Annotated in this window: 11 protein-coding genes and 1 riboswitch; of the genes, 8 read left to right on the forward strand and 3 right to left on the reverse strand. The window is 73.4% G+C overall.

Annotated features, from left to right (window positions below):
- Positions 1-110 precede the first annotated feature (110 nt).
- Both UW392_RS45450 and UW392_RS45455 read right to left on the reverse strand, forming a co-directional pair.
- Positions 111-1,229 carry an alpha/beta hydrolase gene (locus UW392_RS45450; protein WP_320781200.1) on the reverse strand — a complete coding sequence of 373 codons (1,119 nt, stop codon included), beginning with the start codon at positions 1,227-1,229 and terminating at the stop codon, positions 111-113.
- A 90-nt stretch (positions 1,230-1,319) separates the two neighbouring features.
- Positions 1,320-2,009 carry a class II aldolase/adducin family protein gene (locus tag UW392_RS45455; protein WP_414497378.1) on the reverse strand — a complete coding sequence of 230 codons (690 nt, stop codon included), beginning with the start codon at positions 2,007-2,009 and terminating at the stop codon, positions 1,320-1,322.
- Positions 2,010-2,094: 85 nt separating this feature from the next.
- On the opposite strand from UW392_RS45455, the gene UW392_RS45460 reads away from it, so the two are divergent.
- The 4 genes from UW392_RS45460 (at position 2,095) to UW392_RS45475 (ending at position 5,425) form a co-directional block, all read left to right on the forward strand.
- On the forward strand, positions 2,095-3,360 hold the full coding sequence (locus UW392_RS45460; protein WP_320781201.1) for an inorganic phosphate transporter: 1,266 nt from the start codon (positions 2,095-2,097) through the stop codon (positions 3,358-3,360).
- A 36-nt stretch (positions 3,361-3,396) separates the two neighbouring features.
- Positions 3,397-3,618 (forward strand): hypothetical protein, encoded by a 222-nt coding sequence (locus UW392_RS45465; RefSeq protein WP_320781202.1) that lies wholly within the window; start codon positions 3,397-3,399, stop codon positions 3,616-3,618.
- Between the two features lie 398 nt (positions 3,619-4,016).
- Entirely contained in the window at positions 4,017-4,874 is an 858-nt protein-coding gene (locus tag UW392_RS45470) for a helix-turn-helix transcriptional regulator (RefSeq protein ID WP_320781203.1), read from the forward strand.
- A gap of 41 nt (positions 4,875-4,915) precedes the next feature.
- A complete protein-coding gene (locus UW392_RS45475; RefSeq protein ID WP_320781204.1) occupies positions 4,916-5,425 on the forward strand; it encodes a hypothetical protein in 510 nt (169 codons plus the stop codon).
- Between the two features lie 262 nt (positions 5,426-5,687).
- Here UW392_RS45475 and UW392_RS45480 read toward each other — a convergent pair whose 3' ends face one another.
- Positions 5,688-5,900 (reverse strand): DUF397 domain-containing protein, encoded by a 213-nt coding sequence (locus UW392_RS45480; RefSeq protein ID WP_320781205.1) that lies wholly within the window; start codon positions 5,898-5,900, stop codon positions 5,688-5,690.
- A 222-nt stretch (positions 5,901-6,122) separates the two neighbouring features.
- Positions 6,123-6,266: riboswitch (cobalamin riboswitch) on the forward strand.
- Positions 6,267-6,364: 98 nt separating this feature from the next.
- On the opposite strand from UW392_RS45480, the gene UW392_RS45485 reads away from it, so the two are divergent.
- From UW392_RS45485 to UW392_RS45500, 4 genes are all read left to right on the forward strand, one after another.
- On the forward strand, positions 6,365-7,441 hold the full coding sequence (locus tag UW392_RS45485) for a cobalamin biosynthesis protein (protein WP_320781206.1): 1,077 nt from the start codon (positions 6,365-6,367) through the stop codon (positions 7,439-7,441).
- Positions 7,438-8,949, forward strand: coding sequence for a cobyric acid synthase (locus UW392_RS45490; protein ID WP_320781207.1), 1,512 nt, complete (start codon positions 7,438-7,440; stop codon positions 8,947-8,949). Before UW392_RS45485 ends, UW392_RS45490 begins: the two co-directional genes overlap by 4 nt.
- Complete coding sequence (cobN, locus tag UW392_RS45495; protein ID WP_320781208.1) at positions 8,946-12,599, forward strand: cobaltochelatase subunit CobN; 3,654 nt, start codon at positions 8,946-8,948, stop codon at positions 12,597-12,599. Before UW392_RS45490 ends, cobN begins: the two co-directional genes overlap by 4 nt.
- Positions 12,596-13,864: ATP-binding protein (locus UW392_RS45500; protein WP_320781209.1), on the forward strand; the 1,269-nt coding region annotated here is incomplete at its 3' end. The genes cobN and UW392_RS45500, both read left to right, overlap by 4 nt.

The following is a 13,864-nucleotide window of genomic DNA, read 5'->3' on the forward strand; positions in this document are numbered from 1 at the left end:
GCGGAGGCGGAGGCCGAGCCGGCGCGGAGGCGGAGGCCGAGCCGGCGCGGAGGCGGAGGCCGAGCCGGCGCGGAGGCGGAGGCCGAGCCGGCGCGGCGGAGGCGGGCGCTTCAGGCCAGTGGGGTCAGGAAACGGCGCAGGGCCTCCTCGTAGGCCGCCGGGTCGGCGTTCCACATCGCTCCGTGCGGGGCGTGCGGGACGGTGTGGAAGGCGACCAGGCGGGGGTGGGCGTCGGCGAAGCGCCGGGAGAGCCGCCAGGGCGCCACGGTGTCGGCCGGTCCGTGCACGACGAGGGCCGGGACGGCGAGCCGGTCGGGGCCGACGGCGCCGGCGGCGGAGAGGCCGGTGCGGCCCTGGGCGGCGCGGACGGCCAGCGGCAGCAGTACACCCGGGGTGCGGCGGGCGGCGGCGAGGGCGCGCAGGGTCGTCTGCCAGTCGAGGACCGGGGAGTCCAGGACCAGTCCGGCGATCCGGTCGCGGTGGGCCGACCAGGCGGCGGTGCGCAGGGCCATGGTGGCGCCGGTGGACCAGCCGAGCAGGACCACCCGGCGGGCGCCGTGCGCGAGGGCGTAGCGCACGGCGGCGTCCAGGTCGTGCCACTCGCTCTCGCCGAAGTGGCGCAGTCCGTCGCTCTGGCGGGGCGCGCCGGCGTCGCCGCGGTAGGCGAGCGCCAGGGTCGGGAATTCGAGGCGGTGGAGCAGGCCCAGGAGGTTCATGGCGTGCTCGCGGGTGGTGCCGAGGCCGTGCACGGCGATGATCCAGGTGCCTCGGGGACCGGGCAGGAACCAGCCCGGGAGGGGTCCGAGGTCGCCGGGGATCTCGACGTCGGTGTGGTCGAGGCCGAGGGCGGTGCGGGGGGTGCCGACGTACAGGTTGGCGGTCAGCCAGGCCCTGTCGCCGGGGGCCAGGGTGCCGTGCGTGACGCCTTCGAGGCGGCGTACGACGGTGTCGGCCGGGTGCTGGGCGCCGGTCAGCACGGGTCCGACGACGGCGTGCGAGCCGTCGCCTGCGAGTCCGTACCGGCCGGGGCGCAGCGCGGCCAGGTCCCGGGTGAGGGTGACTTGCCCGGCGGCGGTGCCGTGCACCGTGAGCCGGGGTTCGGTGGGCAGGGGCCGGCCGGGGGACGCCTTGAGCGCGGCGTCGCTGGCGAGGCGCCCGGCGGCGACGCTCGCGGCGCCGGCTGCCAGGGCCGCGGTGACGGCAGCGGTCGTTGCGGTGACGGTGCGCACAGCTTCCAGTTTCCCGGCGGAGTGCGGGGTAAGCCACCGGAGCGGGCGACCGGGGCGGGCCGGGCGGGGCCCGCCGGCCCCTTGAGCGGCTCAGCCGCGCTGTCCGTAGCCGCGCAGGCGGTCCTCGACCTCCGCCAGTTGCGCCGGCGTCAGCAGGGACGGGGTGCGGCCGGGCACCGCGGAGGCGGTCAGCCACAGGCGGCACATCCACTCCAGCTGGGCGGTGCGGTCGTAGGCCTGGTCGAGCGAGTCGCCGTAGGTGAGGGTGCCGTGGTTCCGCAGCAGGCAGCCGGAGCGGCCGTCGAGGGCGCCGAGCATGTGCACGGCCAGCGCGTCGGTGCCGTAGGTGGCGTACGGGGCGACCCGGACGGGGCCGCCGAGGGCCGCGGTCATGTAGTGGACCGGGGGCAGTTCGTCGACGAGGGTGGAGGCGGCCGTGGCGTGCACGGCGTGGGTGTGGACGACGGCACCGGCGCCGGTGTTCCGGTAGACCGCGAGGTGCAGGGGCAGCTCGCTGGTCGGCACGAGCGTCCCGAGCACCTGCCGGCCGTCCGGCGCGACGCCGGTCACATCCTGGGGCGTGAGCCGGTCGTACGGCACGCCCGAGGGCGTGACCAGGACGGTGTCGCCGACCCGGACGGAGACGTTGCCCGAGGTGCCGACGACGAGCCCGTCGGCCACTGTGCGCCGGGCGGTCGCCACGAGCGCCGCCCAGGCACGCCTTTCCTCCGGACGTACCCGCCTGTTCGGCGACCCCGGCACAGTCACAGTTCCGGTCACCACGACGCCCCCCTCAGTTCATCTTCCGTTCACTCACGTTACTTACGTTCGAGCCGCCAATGACCTCGAACGATTGCCTGGGTAAATGGAAAGCTTCTCGCTGATCCTCGCGATTGTGGTGGTGACCGCACTCGCGTTTGATTTCACGAACGGTTTCCACGACACCGCGAACGCGATGGCCACGACCATTTCGACCGGTGCGCTCAAGCCCAAGGTCGCGGTGGCCATGTCCGCCGTGCTGAACCTCGTGGGCGCCTTCCTCTCGGTGGAGGTCGCCAACACGATCTCCAAGGGTCTCGTCGACGAGACCGGCATCCGTCCCGAGGTCATCTTCGCCGCCCTGGTCGGCGCGATCCTCTGGAACCTGCTGACCTGGCTGGTCGGGCTGCCGTCCAGCTCCTCGCACGCCCTCATGGGCGGTCTGATCGGTGCCGCGATCGCCTCGGCGGGCGTCGGCGCGGTCCACGGCGACGTGCTCGTCACCAAGGTGCTGCTGCCGGCGATCGCCGCGCCGATCGTCGCGGGCATCGCCGCGCTGCTCGCCACGCGGCTGACGTTCACCCTGGGCCGCAAGGCCGACGGCAAGGCCGCCGCGAAGGGCTACCGCGTCGGGCAGATCGCCTCGGCGGGCCTCGTCTCGCTCGCGCACGGCACCAACGACGCGCAGAAGACGATGGGCATCATCACCCTCGCCCTGGTGGCCGGCGGCGCGCTGGCCCCCGACTCCGACCCGCCCACCTGGGTCATCCTCTCCGCGGGCCTCGCCATCGCGCTCGGCACCTACCTCGGCGGCTGGCGGATCATCCGCACCATGGGCTCGGGTCTGACCGACCTCCGTCCGCAGCAGGGCTTCGCCGCGCAGACCAGCGCCGCGACGGTCATCCTGGCCTCCTCCCACCTCGGCTTCTCCCTCTCCACCACGCACTCGGTCTCCGGCTCGGTGATGGGCGCCGGGCTCGGCCGCAAGGGCGGTGTGGTGCGCTGGTCCACGGCGACCCGGATGTTCGTCGCCTGGGGCCTGACCCTGCCGGCCGCGGCCCTGGTCGCCGCGCTCGCCGAGTGGGTCTGCGGTCTGGGCGACTGGGGCACGGCGCTCGTCGCGGTCCTGCTGATCGCCTCCAGCTTCGCGATCTGGCGGATCTCCCGGCGCGAGGTCGTCGACCACACCAACGTCACCGCCGGTGCCGCTGCCGCCGAGGAGCCCGAGCGGGAGCCCGCCGGGGTGGTGACCGCGGCGGTGGCCGCCGTCACCCCGCCGCCGACGGCCGCCGCGGCCGAGGGCCTCCCGGCCGTCCCGTCCCCCGCCGGCGCCTCCGAGACCCCGGCCCGCCCGGCCGCCACCTCCGTCTGAGCCCGCCCGGCCGGACACGAACGGAAGAGAAGCAGGATGAAGATCGACTGGGCGGCCCTCGGCGCCGTCTTCGGAGTCGGCCTCGTGGTCACCGTCGGCCTGGTGGCCCTGTTCACCCTCGGCATCGTCGGCCTCTCCCGCCAGGAGCGGGCCGCCGCGCAGGGCGGCTCCGCGGCGCTCGCGGTGACCGGCGCGTACGCCTGCTTCGCCGCGTGCGCGGCGGCTGTGGCGTACGGCATCTATCTGATCGTCGCCTGAGCACACACGGCACACACACCCCACAGAAGACTCCCTGCCCCGTCGGGACCGGTTCCACCGGTCTTCCCGGCGGGGTGGTGCTCTTTTTGGGGGATGCCGCCGTCAAGCGAACGCCGTGGATCCGGTTGTGAATGTTCCTCGCTCCACCGCCAGGCGCCGGAAATCCCACTGCGCCACCTCTGCCACACGGACATCCTTCCCCTCACCCGTCACATCCCGTTCACCAGCATTTGACAGGTTTCATACGCATTCGGACTAGCGAAGCGACCGGACCAGAAAGACACATGTCATACTGACCACCGCTGGTCGCAAGTGTCGAACTAACCTATTCTCATTGACAGTTGTTATTCGACGGTGGCGGCCCGACCGGTCAACAACGACACGTGGCAGGGAGCACCATGGCCAGAGACATCGATCCGAGCCTGAACCGACGCAGGCTGCGAATCGAGCTGCGCAAGGCCCGCGACGAGGCGGGCCTCACCCAGCGGGATGCCGTGCAGCAGCTGGAATGGTCACTCTCCAAACTGATCAGAATCGAGAAGGGCACGGTCAGCCTCGGCGTGACCGACCTGCGGGCCCTGCTTCAGCTGTACGGGGTCACGGAGCCCGACAGGGTCACGGAGCTGGAGGAGGCCGCCCGCGGTTCGAAGGGAGCGTCATGGTGGGCGCAGTACAGCGAGGTGGTGTCACCGGCGTACGCCCTCTACCTGGGCTACGAGGGATCGGCGGACACGATCCGCATGTACAACCCCGTCGTGCTGCCCGGCTTGGTGCAGACCGAGGACTACGCCACCGCGCTGCTCTCCGCCCAGACCGGGGAAGCGCGGGTGCGCCCGCAGGTGGAGCTGCGTATCACCCGGCAGGAGCGGTTCTTCGAGACCGACGACGGTCCTGAGATCGACATCGTCCTGGACGAGGCGTCGCTGCGGCGTCAGATCGGAGGTCCGGCGGTACTGCGGCGGCAACTGGACCACCTCAAGACGCTGACGGAGCACCCCAGGACGACCATCCGCGTGCTGCCTTTCTCCGTCGGCGCGCACTTCAGCGTCTCGATCTCCCTCATCCTGCTCGAATTCAAGAACGACGACGATCTGCTCTTCCTGGAGGGTCCGGGCGGTGGTCTGAGCAGCCGTGACGACTTCGGGCTGGTCGCCCGCCACCAGGAGAACTTCGAGGAGATCAGCGCCGAGGCGTACGAGGGCGCTCGGGTGATCGAAGTACTCGACGAGGTCAGGGAGAGCCTGGCCACCAGCTGAATCCGGGCTGGGACGGCCCGGCACGAGACGGGGGAGGCCCCATGACGGTCTTCGGAATACGAGCGTGGTGGCAGCGGTGGCGCGCGCCGGCCGGCACCGGTCCCGCCGCCGATCCCCTCGGGACGTCCGGTGCCGCGGAACAGGGGGCTCCCCCACTCGACGACCACGCGCTGAAGGCGTACGCCATGCAGCGGCCCGAGTGGGCCGAGGCGCTGATCGAGGTGGAGAACGCCCGCGTGGCCGGGGAGATCCGGCTGGTCTCCGCCCGGCTGCTGCTGGGCACGGCGTGCGGCAGCGTCCTGCTGTTCAGCATCGCGCTGGCCACCCGCGCCGCGCCCAGCGTTCCGCACGGCGCTGCGGCTCCGCTCGCCACCGCCGTCATCGGCGCGTTCGTCGCGTCGGTCCTCACCGCACTGGGTGCCGCGCTCGGCAGAGCGCTGCGCGGCCGGACCACGTCGGAGCCCGCCCAGCCGGTCAGCGGGGGCGCCGCCGGGGCTCCAGGGCCGCCAGAGCGCGGTTCAGAGCACGGCGACGATCCGAGGCGGGTGTGAGCCCCCACCAGAGTCCCGCGCCCACGGCCACGACGGCCGTCACCGACAGCCATACCAAGCCGCGGGCCATGTCGCCCGGCACCAGAAAGGCCGCCAGCGCTCCCAGCCCGACGGCAAGGATGCCCGCCACCGAGCAGTACAGCGCCAGCGGCCGCGCCCCGGTCAACCGGTCTCTCCGCGCGCCCGGCCATCCCGGACGTGCGGAAGCGGTTCCTTCCGCTCGGTCTGCCATGCGTGTACCTCCCGTCCCCCCGCGCGGCGGTCAGGCGCCGCGCGATTCCGGGTCCACAAGCCCCGCCAGGAAACCACACCACGTCGAGTGTCGAAAGGCGAGCACAGCGGCCCGGCGGCGCTTCGTATCACGCACCCGTACGCCGTCGTCCACCCGGCCGATGGCCACCTCGACGCAATCCTGCCCGTCCTGTGAATAGCTGCTGCTGAACCACGTGCGTCCCGGCAGTCCGCTGTCGACCACACCCACCTCCTCCAGCACCGTCGGCCGTCACCCGGTCACCACGCTGTCACCCGCCGCTCGACCGAAACACCATCGCCATGTACACGCGCTGCCGTTCCCCTGGAGTCTTCCCAGCTTCCCGCCCGGGGAAGAGCACATAAAGCGTCGATCTGACGACCTGACGCGTGCTCAGCACTGTGGACCACAGCACACTGCAGCCTCGCAGGTCAACGGCAAGTTGACGGTTGTTCTCGGACCGTGGTGGACTTCCGGGGCCATGTACGGCGGCTGGAGAGGAAGCCCGGTGAGAATCCGGCGCGGTCCCGCCACTGTGACCGGGGGTGCTCCCCGGGAGTCAGGAACTCTCACCGCCGGTCTCGTCGAACCAGGGCGTGGACACCCTGAGTGAGGACACAACGCGATGCTCGGCTGCCGTTCAGGACGCAGGCCCGCCACTCCCCTCTCCCGTGTGACCGGCTGACCCCGTGCGTGCCGGACGCGTCTTCGCGTACGGTGCCGCCGCCGGCCTCCTCGGCGACCTGCTCCTCGGCGATCCGCGCCGCGGGCACCCGGTCGCCGTGTTCGGCCGGGCCGCCGGTGCCGTGGAACAGGTGCTGTGGCGTGACCACCGGGGACGGGGCGCGCTGCACACGGCCGTGTGCGCCGGTGGCGCCGCGGGTGTCGGGTTGCTCGCCGCCCGTTCCGTACGGTCCTCCCCCGCCGCCTCCGCCGCGCTGACCGCGGCCGCGACGTGGGCCGTCGTCGGCGGCACCTCGCTGGCCCGGGAGGCCCGCGCGATCGGCCGGGCCCTGGAGGCCGGTGACGTCGAGGCGGCCCGCGAACGGCTGCCGCACCTGTGCGGCCGCGACCCGCAGTCCCTGGACGCCGACGGCATCGCCCGCGCGGTCGTGGAGTCCGTCGCCGAGAACACCTCCGACGCGGTGGTGGGCGCCCTGGTGTGGGGTGCCGTGGCCGGCGTGCCGGGCCTGCTCGGCTTCCGGGCGGTCAACACCCTCGACGCCATGGTCGGACACAGGTCCCCGCGCCACCGCCGGTTCGGCTGGGCCTCGGCGCGCCTCGACGACGTGGCCGGCTGGCCCGGCGCCCGGCTGACCGCCGCGGCGGCCGTCGTGGCCAGCGGCGACGCCCGGGGCGCGGTACGGGCCTGGCGCGCCGACGCCGGGCGGCACCCGAGCCCCAACGCCGGTCCCGTCGAGGCGTCCTTCGCGGGCGCGCTCGGCGTACGGCTCGGCGGGACGCTCTCGTACGGCGGCCGGGTGGAGCACCGGCCGGTGCTCAACGGCGCGGCGGGCCGGGCCGTCGACACGGCCGACATCGACCGGGCGGTACGGCTCTCCCGGCGCGTGACCTGGCTGGCGCTGGGCGTGTGCGCGGGCGCGCGGCTCCTCGCGGACGCCCGCACAGCACGTACATCCCGCGCAGCGCGTATATCCCGCGCAGCGCGTACATCCCGCACAGCGCGTACATCCTTTGCACCCCGTACGTCCCGCGCATCCCGTACGCCCCGTGCACCCCGTACGTGGAGAGGACGCACGTCATGAGCGGTGGGGGTCTGCTCGTCGCCGGTACCACCTCCGACGCGGGCAAGAGCGTCGTGACGGCGGGGATCTGCCGGTGGCTGGTGCGGCAGGGCGTGAAGGTGGCGCCGTTCAAGGCGCAGAACATGTCGCTGAACTCGTTCGTGACGCGCGAGGGCGCGGAGATCGGGCGGGCGCAGGCCATGCAGGCGCAGGCGTGCCGCGTGGAGCCGACCGCGCTGATGAACCCGGTGCTGCTGAAGCCGGGCGGCGAGCGCAGCAGCCAGGTGGTGCTGCTGGGGAAGCCGGTCGGCGAGATGAGCGCCCGGGGGTACCACGGCGGACGGCAGCAGCGACTGCTCGGCACCGTCCTCGAGTGCCTCGCCGAACTGCGGGGCACGTATGACGCGGTGATCTGTGAGGGGGCGGGCAGCCCGGCGGAGATCAACCTGCGCCGGACCGACATCGTGAACATGGGGATCGCCCGGGGCGCCGGGCTGCCCGTGGTCGTCGTCGGCGACATCGACCGGGGCGGCGTCTTCGCCTCGTTCTTCGGGACCGTCGCGCTGCTCTCGCCCGAGGACCAGGCGCTGGTCGCGGGGTTCGTCGTCAACAAGTTCCGTGGTGACGTCTCGCTGCTGGAACCGGGGCTGGAGATGCTGCGCGGGCTCACCGGGCGGCACACCTACGGCGTACTTCCCTTCCGGCACGGCCTCGGCATCGACGAGGAGGACGGGCTCCGTGTCTCCTTGCGCGGAACGGTCCGCGAGTCGAACACCGCGCCGCCGGTCGGCGAGGACGTGCTGCGGATCGCGGTCTGCGCGGTGCCGCTGATGTCCAACTTCACGGACGTGGACGCGCTGGCCGCCGAGCCGGGTGTCGTCGTGCGGTTCGTGGACCGGCCGGAGGAGCTGGCCGACGCGGACCTCGTCGTCGTACCGGGGACGCGCGGCACGGTCCGCGCGCTGGAGTGGCTGCGCGAGCGCGGGCTCGCGGACGCGATCGCCCGCCGGGCCGCCGAGGGCCGCCCCGTCCTCGGTGTCTGCGGTGGCTTCCAGCTCCTCGGCGAGCACATCGAGGACGACGTGGAGAGCCGCCGCGGGCACGTCGACGGGCTCGGACTGCTCCCCGTACGGGTGCGGTTCGACCGCGAGAAGACCCTGACCCGGCCGGTGGGCGAGGCCCTCGGCGAACGGGTCGAGGGGTACGAGATCCACCACGGGGTGGCCGACGTGACCGGCGGAGACCCCTTCCTGGACGGCTGCCGGGTCGGCCAGACCTGGGGCACCCACTGGCACGGCTCGCTGGAGTCGGACGGTTTCCGGCGGGCCTTCCTGCGCGAGGTGGCCGCCGCCGCGGGCCGCCGCTTCGTGCCCGCCCCCGACACGTCGTTCGCCGCGCTGCGCGAGGAGCAGCTCGACCGGCTCGGCGACCTGATCGAACACCACGCGGACACCGACGCGCTGTGGCGGCTCATCGAGTCCGGCGCGCCGCAAGGACTGCCCTTCATTCCACCGGGAGCGCCCGCATGAGCACTGTGCTGTTGTTGTCGACCGCCGACACGGACCTGCTGGCGGCCCGCGCGTCGGACGCCGCGTACCGGATCGGCAACCCGACCCGCGTCGATGTCCGGCAGGAGCTGCCGGGGCTGCTGGACGGCGCGGACCTCGCGGTCGTACGGCTGCTCGGCGGCAGGCGCGCCTGGGAGGACGGGCTCGCGGCGCTGAAGGCGTCCGGCGTCCCGACCGTGCTGCTCGGCGGCGAGTCCGTGCCGGACGCCGAGCTGATGGCGGAGTCGTCGGTGCCGGCCGGTGTGGTCGCCGAGGCCCTGCGCTACCTGGTCGAGGGGGGCCCGGACAACCTCACCCAGCTCGCCCGGTTCCTCTCCGACACGGTGCTGCTGACCGGCGAGGGCTTCGACGAGCCACGGAAGACGGCGGAGTACGGCGTCCACGGCGAGCGCCCCTTCACCGAGGGCCGCCCGACGGTCGGTGTGCTCTTCTACCGGGCCCACGAACTGAGCGGCAACACCGCCTTCGTGGACACCCTGTGCGACGCGGTCGAGGCGCGCGGCGCCAACGCGCTGCCGGTGTACTGCGGTTCGCTGCGCGGCGCGGACGCGGGGCTGTACGAACTGCTCGGCCGCGCGGACGCGCTCGTCGCCACGGTCCTCGCGGCCGGCGGCACACACGCCTCCGAGGCGTCGGCGGGCGGTGACGAGGAGGCGTGGGACGTCGGCGCGCTCGCCGACCTCGACGTGCCGGTGCTGCAGGGGCTCTGCCTGACCTCCTCCAAGGCGGCGTGGGAGGCGTCCGACGCCGCTCTCTCCCCCATGGACGCGGCGATGCAGGTCGCGATCCCCGAGTTCGACGGCCGGCTGATCACGGTGCCGTTCTCCTTCAAGGAGCAGGGCCCGGACGACGTGCCGGTGTACGTCGCCGACCCCGAGCGGGCCGGACGGGTCGCCGGGATCGCCGTGCGGCACGCCGCGCTCAGGCACAAGCCGAACGCCGACAAGAAGATCGCGCTGGTCTTCACCGCGTACCCGACCAAGCACTCGCGGGTCGGCAACGCGGTGGGCCTGGACACGCCCGCGTCGGCGGTGAAGGTGCTGGACGCGCTGCGGGACGCGGGGTACGGCGTCCACGGCTACCCCGCGGGCGGCGACGAGCTGATCCACCGGCTGATCGAGGCCGGCGGGCACGACGTGGAGTGGCTGACGGAGGACCAGCTGGCCGCCGCGCCCGCGCGGGTGCCGCTGGCGGAGTACCGGGCGTGGTTCGAGAAGCTCGACCCGGAGCTGAGGGACGCCATGACCGAGGCGTGGGGCGAACCGCCGGGCACGCTCTACGTGGACGGCGACGACATCGTCCTCGCCTCCCTCCGGTTCGGGAACGTCGTCGTGATGATCCAGCCGCCGCGCGGCTTCGGGGAGAACCCGATCGCGATCTACCACGACCCCGACATGCCGCCCTCGCACCACTACCTGGCGGCCTACCGCTGGCTCGACAACAGCTTCGGCGCCGACGCCGTCGTGCACATGGGCAAGCACGGCACGATGGAGTGGCTGCCGGGCAAGGGCCTCGGGCTGAGCGCGGGCTGCGCGCCCGACGCCGTCCTCGGCGACCTCCCGCTCGTCTACCCGTTCATCGTCAACGACCCCGGTGAGGGCACCCAGGCCAAGCGGCGCGGGCACGCCACCGTCGTCGACCACCTGGTGCCGCCGATGGCCCGCGCCGACACCTACGGCGACCTGGCCAAGCTGGAGCAGCTCCTCGACGAGTACGCGCTCGTCTCCGACCTGGACCCGACGAAGGCACCGGCGGTCCGCGCGCAGATCTGGACGCTGGTCAAGGCCGCCGAACTCCACCACGACCTGCACGTGGACGACCAGCCGGACGACGACGAGTTCGACTCGTTCGTCATGCACATCGACGGCTACCTGTGCGAGATCAAGGACGTGCAGATCCGCGACGGGCTGCACATCCTGGGCGGCGGCCCGGTCGGCGAACCCCGCGTCAACCTGGTCCTCGCGGTGCTGCGTGCCTCGCAGGTCTGGGGCGGGCGGGCCAACGCGCTGCCGGGGCTCAGGGCCGCCCTGGCCGAGCACTTCGGGCTGGTGGAGAAGGAGCTGCTGGCAGAGCCGGGCGCGCCGGTGAAGGTGCCGGTGGAGCTGACGGAGCTGGTGGCGGGCCCGTCCCGGACGGGCGCCGACGCGATCGACCTCCTCGAACAGCTGTGCCGTCGGTTCGCCGAGGGCATGGAGGCGCGGGACTGGGACGCGGCGGCCGTACCGGGACTGGTGCGGGAGGTGCTCGGCGCGGAGCTGCGCGACGCGGTCGCCGTCCTTGAGTTCGCCTGCGCGGAGGTCGTGCCGCGGCTCGCCCGGACCACGGACGAGATCGGGCACGTCCTGCGGGCGCTGGACGGCGGTTACGTCCCGGCGGGACCGTCGGGTTCGCCCACCCGCGGTCTGGTCAACGTGCTCCCCACCGGCCGGAACTTCTACTCCGTCGACCCCAAGGCGATCCCGTCCCGGCTGAGCTGGGAGGTGGGCCAGTCGCTCGCGGACTCCCTGGTCCAGCGGTACCTGACCGACACCGGGGAGTACCCGGAGTCCGTCGGTCTCACGGTGTGGGGCACCTCCGCGATGCGCACCCAGGGCGACGACATCGCTGAGATCCTCGCGCTGCTGGGCTGCCGCCCGGTGTGGGACGACGCCTCGCGACGGGTCACCGGGTTCGAGATCGTGCCGGTGGCCGAGCTGGGCCGGCCGCGCATCGACGTCACGGTCCGCATCTCGGGCTTCTTCCGGGACGCGTTCCCGCACGTGGTCGGGCTCATCGACGACGCGGTGCGGGCGGTGGCCGAGCTGGACGAGCCCGCCGACGCCAACTACGTGCGGGCGCACGCCGACGAGGACACCGCCGGGCACGGCGACCGGCGGCGCGCGACGGCCCGGATCTTCGGCTCGAAGCCGGGGGCGTACGGCGCGGGTCTGCTGCCGCTGATCGACGCCCGCAACTGGCGCTCGGACGCGGACCTCGCCGAGGTGTACGCGGTGTGGGGCGGCTACGCCTACGGGCGCGGGCTCGACGGGCGGGCGGCGCGCGGCGACATGGAGACGGCGTTCCGGCGGATCGCGGTGGCGGCGAAGAACGTCGACACCCGCGAGCACGACCTCGTCGACGCCGACGACTACTTCCAGTACCACGGCGGCATGGTCGCGATGGTCCGCCATCTGACGGGTGAGAGCCCCGAGGCGTACGTCGGCGACTCGGCCACCCCGGACCAGGTGAAGACGCGCACGCTGGGCGAGGAGACGCACCGCGTCTTCCGCGCCCGGGTGGTCAACCCGCGCTGGATGGCGGCGATGCGGCGCCACGGCTACAAGGGCGCCTTCGAGATGGCGGCCACCGTGGACTACCTCTTCGGCTACGACGCCACGGCCGGGGTCGTGGACGACTGGATGTACGAGAAGCTCAGCACGGAGTACGTCTTCGACGCGGAGAACCGGGACTTCATGAAGAAGTCCAACCCGTGGGCGCTGCGCGGCATCACGGAGCGGCTCCTGGAGGCCGCCGACCGCGGGCTGTGGGCCGAACCCGACGCGGAGACGCTGGAGCGGCTGCGGGCCACGTATCTGGAGCTTGAGGGCGACTTGGAGGGCGACGACCAGTGACCACGACCCCGTTCCCGTTCACGGCCGTCGTAGGCCAGGACGACCTGCGGCTCGCGCTGCTGCTGAACGCCGTCTCACCGGCGGTCGGCGGTGTGCTGGTGCGCGGCGAGAAGGGCACCGCCAAGTCCACGGCCGTACGGGCGCTGTCGGCGCTGATGCCGGCGGTGGACGCCGTCTCCGGCTGCCGGTTCTCCTGCGACCCCGACTCCCCCGACCCCGGCTGCCCGGACGGGCCGCACGAGCCGGGGGCGTTCGAGACCCGGCCGGCGCGGATGGTCGAGCTGCCCGTCGGTGCCTCCGAGGACCGGCTCGTCGGCGCCCTCGACATCGAGCGGGCGCTGTCGGAGGGCGTGAAGGCGTTCGAGCCGGGCCTGCTCGCCGACGCGCACCGCGGGATTCTGTACGTGGACGAGGTCAACCTGCTCCACGACCATCTGGTGGACCTACTGCTGGACGCCGCCGCGATGGGCGCCTCGTACGTGGAGCGCGAGGGCGTCTCGGTGCGGCACGCCGCCCGGTTCCTGCTCGTCGGGACCATGAACCCCGAGGAGGGCGAGCTGCGGCCGCAGCTCCTGGACCGGTTCGGGCTGACCGTCGAGGTCGCGGCCTCGCGCGAGCCCGACCAGCGGGTGGAGGTCGTACGGCGGCGGCTCGCCCACGACGACGACCCCGACGGTTTCGCGGCGCGCTGGGCCGACGAGGAGGCCGCCGTACGGGCGCGGATCGCGGCGGCGCGGGAGCTGCTGCCGTCGGTGCGGCTCGGCGACGGGGCGCTGCGGCAGATCGCGGCGACCTGCGCGGCGTTCGAGGTGGACGGCATGCGCGCCGACATCGTGATGGCGCGCACGGCGACCGCGCTGGCGGCGTGGGCCGGGCGTACGGAGGTACTGGCGGAGGACGTGCGGCAGGCGGCGCTGCTGGCGCTGCCGCACCGGCGCAGGCGCAACCCGTTCGACGCGCCGGGTCTGGACGAGGACAAGCTGGACGAGACGCTGGAGGAGTTCGGCGGGCAGGACGGAGACGGCGGCGACGACGATCCCGACGGGCCCGGTGGTCCCGGCGGGGGCGGCGGTGCGCCGGCTCCCGAGGACGGTGGTCCCGAGGGCGGTGACGACGCCGCGCGGCCGGAGGCCGGCGAGGGCGGGGAACCGCAGCCGTCGGGTCCGGGCGCCGGCGAGCAGCAGCCCGCGCGGGCCTCTGAGCCGTTCCGTACGAAGGTGCTGAGCGTGCCGGGGCTGGGCGAGGGCGCCGCCGGGCGGCGTTCG

The sequence above is a fragment of the Streptomyces sp. CRN 30 genome, assembly GCF_034105845.1.